The 4,481-nt window shown below is 68.4% G+C and carries 5 protein-coding genes; all 5 read left to right on the top strand.

Going from position 1 to position 4,481, the window contains the following annotated elements:
* Positions 1-84 precede the first annotated feature (84 nt).
* The 5 genes from VHS75_RS22645 (at position 85) to ychF (ending at position 4,325) form a co-directional block, all read left to right on the top strand.
* Entirely contained in the window at positions 85-732 is a 648-nt protein-coding gene (locus VHS75_RS22645) for a 50S ribosomal protein L25/general stress protein Ctc (RefSeq protein WP_329640896.1), read from the top strand.
* A gap of 49 nt (positions 733-781) precedes the next feature.
* On the top strand, positions 782-1,402 hold the full coding sequence (gene pth, locus VHS75_RS22640; RefSeq protein ID WP_329640895.1) for an aminoacyl-tRNA hydrolase: 621 nt from the start codon (positions 782-784) through the stop codon (positions 1,400-1,402).
* A gap of 11 nt (positions 1,403-1,413) precedes the next feature.
* Positions 1,414-2,160, top strand: coding sequence for a hypothetical protein (locus VHS75_RS22635; protein ID WP_329640894.1), 747 nt, complete (start codon positions 1,414-1,416; stop codon positions 2,158-2,160).
* A gap of 163 nt (positions 2,161-2,323) precedes the next feature.
* The gene (locus VHS75_RS22630; RefSeq protein WP_329640893.1) at positions 2,324-3,082 is read left to right on the top strand and encodes a PEPxxWA-CTERM sorting domain-containing protein; all 759 of its coding nucleotides are present in this window, start codon (positions 2,324-2,326) and stop codon (positions 3,080-3,082) included.
* A 136-nt stretch (positions 3,083-3,218) separates the two neighbouring features.
* Complete coding sequence (gene ychF / locus VHS75_RS22625; RefSeq protein WP_329640892.1) at positions 3,219-4,325, top strand: redox-regulated ATPase YchF; 1,107 nt, start codon at positions 3,219-3,221, stop codon at positions 4,323-4,325.
* Positions 4,326-4,481 lie beyond the last annotated feature (156 nt).

Raw genomic sequence — 4,481 nt, 5'->3', positions numbered from 1 at the left:
CCTTTCGTTTCGACCCGCCGACGGGTCGCGGATCTGCGTCGCCGCGCGGCCTATCGCGCGGCGGCTTCGTTTTGAGGCAAGGCCATGGCCGATATCGTTCTGAACGTTGAAGTGCGCCCGTCCACCGGCTCCGGTGCGGCGCGCGCCGCGCGGCGCGCGGGCCAGGTGCCCGGCATCCTCTACGGCGGGGACAAGGCGCCCGTGCCCGTCTCGGTCCGCGCCAACGAGTTCCGCAAGGCGCTCTACACCGGCAAGCTGCTGGGCCACCTCGTGACGCTGAAGTACGGCGCCGAGACCCAGCGGGTGATCGCCAAGGCGATCGACATGCACCCGGTGACGGACGAGCCGTGGCACTTCGACCTCTACCGGGTCGACGCGCACCAGCAGATCAAGATCGCCGTCCCGGTGCACTTCGTGAACCAGGAAGAATCGCCGGGCCTGAAGCGCGGCGGCACGCTGAACATCGCGCTGCACACGGTGACCGTCTCCTGCGCCGCCGACCACATCCCCGAAGAGCTGGTGTTCGACCTGACCGGCCTGGAGATCGGCGCCTCGATCCGTCTGTCGGAGCTCAAGCTGCCGGCCAACGTGGAAGCCGCCCTGCCGACCGACACGGTGCTCGCCTCCATCGCCGGCGCTTCGTTGCAGGCTGACGAAGACGAAGCCGCTGATACCGCGGTCGCCGAAGGCGCCGCCGCTGAAAGCGCCGTGGAAGAAGGCGGCGAGGCCTAAAGGCCTCGTCTCCCCAGACCTGCTCTAGGGGCCGTCTTCGGGGGGCCAGATGCTGCTGATCGCGGGCCTCGGCAATCCGGGACCGACCTACGCCAAGACGCGCCACAACATCGGCTTCACGGCCGTGGACGAGATTGCGCGCCGGTGGGATTTCGGTCCCTGGCGTTCGCGCTTCCAGGGCTTCGCGGCCGAGGGCTCGATCCCGACGCCCGACGGCCCGGTGAAGACGCTCATCCTCAAGCCGCAGACCTTCTACAACGAGAGCGGCCGCGCGGTCGGCGAGGCGCTGAAGTTCTTCAAGATCGAACCTGAGAACCTGATCGTCTTCTACGACGAGATCGATCTCGCGCCCGGCCGCTTCCGGATGAAGGCCGGCGGCGGCGCGGCCGGCAACAACGGCGTCCGCTCGATCACCGCCCAGGTCGGCCCCTACTTTCGACGTGCGCGGCTGGGCACTGGCCATCCGGGGCAGAAGGAGCTGGTGCACGGCCACGTGCTCTCCGAGTTCCACAAGGCCGACCGGCAGTGGGTCGAGCCGCTGATCGAGGCGGTCGCCGAGGCGCTGCCCCTGCTGGCGGCCGGCGAGGACGAGAAATACCAGACCGAAGTCATGCGCCTGGCGCCGGCCGACAAGGTCGACCCCCGCAAGGCGGCGCGGGGTGAACTCTAGGACCGGCCGATATGATTATTCCTGGCTTTCTCCTCTCGCTGGTGATGGCGATCCTGCTCTGCTGGCATGCCGTGAAGACCGGCCGCAACTCGATGTGGCTGTGGGTCATCCTGATGCTCCAGCCGCTCGGCGGCCTCGTCTACATCGCCCTCAACATCGTGCCCGACATCTTCGGCGGCACGACCGCGCGCAAGCTCGGCCAGGCGGCGCGCGAGACCCTCGACCCGCACCGCGAATACCGCGAGGCCAAACAGGCCTGCGATGACACGCCCACCGTCCGCAACCAGTCGCGCCTGGCCGGCGCCGCCGCCCATCTCGGCCACTACGCCGAGGCCGAGGCCCTCTGGCGCGCCGCCGCCCAAGGCGTGCACGCCGACGATCCGGTCATCTTGCTGGGCCTGGCCAATTCGCTGCTGGAGCTGAGCCGCCCCGCCGAGGCTCTGGCGGTGCTGGAAAAGCTCGGCGATGACGAGATCTTCGGCCGCACGCCCGCCGCCGCCATGTCGCTGGGCCGCGCCTACGAGGCCCTGGACCACGTCAGCGACGCCGACCGCGCCTACCAGTGGGCCGCCGAGCGCCTGCCCGGCTTCGAGGCCCTGGCCCGCTACGCCGCCTTCATGGCCCGCCACGGTCGCCGGAACGAGGCGCGCGAGATCGTCGTCGAGCTGGACAAGCGGATGGTCAAGCTGCGCGGCCAGTTCCGCAAGGAAGCCCAGACCTGGCGCGACTTCGCCGCCCGCGCGCTGGGCGGCCGCTAGCCGCCCGCGCACCCGATTTCGCGGCCCCGGCTGTGGCGTTCCGGACACGGCTCGGTCACGGTCAAAAAAATTCCGCACAGACCCGATCTGACACCGGGAACAAATTTTGTCGGCTTTGTGTTGACCCGCCACTGGGGGATTTTCCTTCTGGGAGGCTGTTAACTTGAAAACTCTGCTTTTGACGGCCAGCGTCGCCGCCTTGTCGTTCGCCGCTCTTGCGTCGGGCGCCCAGGCGGCCACGACGGTGTTCGCGACAACTACGACCCTGGCTGCAGGCCCGAACTTCACTTGGACGAACAATGGCGCGGGCGACACGGGTTCCGGCGGCACGCTCACCGGCACGGGCTCGACCTCGTTCAGCTTCGAGAATTCGGGACCTGTGCTGAACCTGCTGGCGTTCGTGCCCGCGAACTTCAACTTCACGGCGACGGCCACCGGCGCGCCGGCGGGCTTCTCGGGCGCACCGAACGATCTTTGGACCCAGACGGGCCTGAGCGGCAGCTTCAGCTACACCTTCTCCGGCACGACCGGCACGATGTTTGGCGGGACGACGCTGACGAACGGTGAGAACCTGCTGAGCGGGACCTTCACCAACGCCTGGATCCAAGGTAACGGCGGCTCGGGGTCCACGAACCTGTCGGTGGGCAATGGAGGTCACATGACCTTCACCTCGACGGTCGATCCGGCGCTCGCGTCGGCGATCAACCCGGAGTTCGCCTACACCTTGTTGGCCGTGACCCCGAACTTCGGGGCCACATCGAGTTCAGCGGCCCTGGAGTCGTTCACCGGCAAGGGCGATGGCGAGTTCAGCTTCACGACCGCCGTACCTGAACCGGCGGCCTGGAGCCTGATGATCATGGGCTTTGGCGGATTGGGCGCCCTGTTGCGCCAACGTCGCCGTCAGGCGTACGTCGCGGCCTAACCGCCTCGATCGATCGGTTAGGCAAAGGCCGTCGCCCTCGGGCGGCGGCCTTTCCGTTTGGGCTCATGCCTAGGCCGCGAGGGCCGCCTGTGCTAGGTCGCCCGACCGCTAGCCTTTCCAAGACCCGAAAGAATCCATGGCCCTGAAAGTCGCCATCGTCGGCCTGCCCAACGTGGGCAAGTCGACCCTGTTCAACGCGCTCACCCAGACCGCCGCGGCCCAGGCCGCCAACTATCCGTTCTGCACCATCGAGCCCAACACCGGCGACGTGGCGGTGCCCGAGCCGCGCCTGGACGTCCTGGCGGCGATCATCCCGTCCAAGGAGATCATCCCCTCGCGGATCAACTTCGTGGACATCGCCGGTCTGGTGCGGGGCGCGTCCAAGGGCGAGGGCCTGGGCAACCAGTTCCTGGCCAACATCCGCGACTGCGACGCCGTGCCCTTCGTCGCCCGCTGCTTCGTCGACGACGACGTCACCCACGTGGAGGGGCGCATCGACCCGCTGTCGGACCTCGACATCATCGAGACCGAGCTGATGCTGGCCGACCTGGAAAGCCTGGAGAAGCGCGTCACGGCCCTGGAGAAGAGGGCCAAGACCGGCGGCGATAAGGAAGCGGCGCTGACGCTGAAGCTGGTGAACCTCGCTTTGGGGCATCTCAACGCCGGCCGCCCGGCGCGCGCCGCCGAGAAGGACGTGCCCAAGGAGGAGGAGAAGGCCTGGCGCATGCTCCAGCTGCTCACCTCCAAGCCGGCGCTCTACGTCTGCAACGTCGACGAGGGCTCGGCCGAGAGCGGCAACGCGCTCTCCGAGCAGGTGATCGCCCGCGCCAAGCGCGACAATGCCGACGCCGTGGTCATCTCGGCCAAGATCGAGAGCGAGATCGCCCTGCTGCCGGAAGAGGAACGGGGCGAGTTCCTGGAGACGCTCGGCCTCGCCGAGCCGGGCCTCAACCGCCTGATCCACCAGGCCTACCACCTGCTCGGCCAGCAGACCTATTTCACCGTCGGCCCCAAGGAGGCGCGGGCCTGGACCGTGCCGGTGGGCGCCACCGCGCCGCAAGCCGCCGGCGTGATCCACACCGACTTCGAGAAGGGCTTCATCCGCGCCGAGACGATCGCCTATGACGACTACGTCCGCCTGAACGGCGAGGCGGGCGCGCGCGACGCCGGCAAGCTCAGGTCCGAGGGCAAGGACTACGTGGTGCGCGACGGCGACGTGATGAACTTCCGCTTCAACGTCTGAGCCCCGCTAACATCCGCTTCAGCTCTTCGACGAGGCCCCGCGCGGCTTTGATGGGCTCGGCGGCCGCGCCGCAGACCAGCGCGCACTCCATCACCGCGCCCATGACGAGGTGCGTCGCCGCGTCGACCTCGCTGTCGGTTGCGTCCGGCCCGAGCA

It is taken from the genome of Phenylobacterium sp. (assembly GCF_036264965.1).
GTDB lineage: Bacteria > Pseudomonadota > Alphaproteobacteria > Caulobacterales > Caulobacteraceae > Phenylobacterium.
This window is presented reverse-complemented; position numbering and strand designations above follow the sequence as displayed.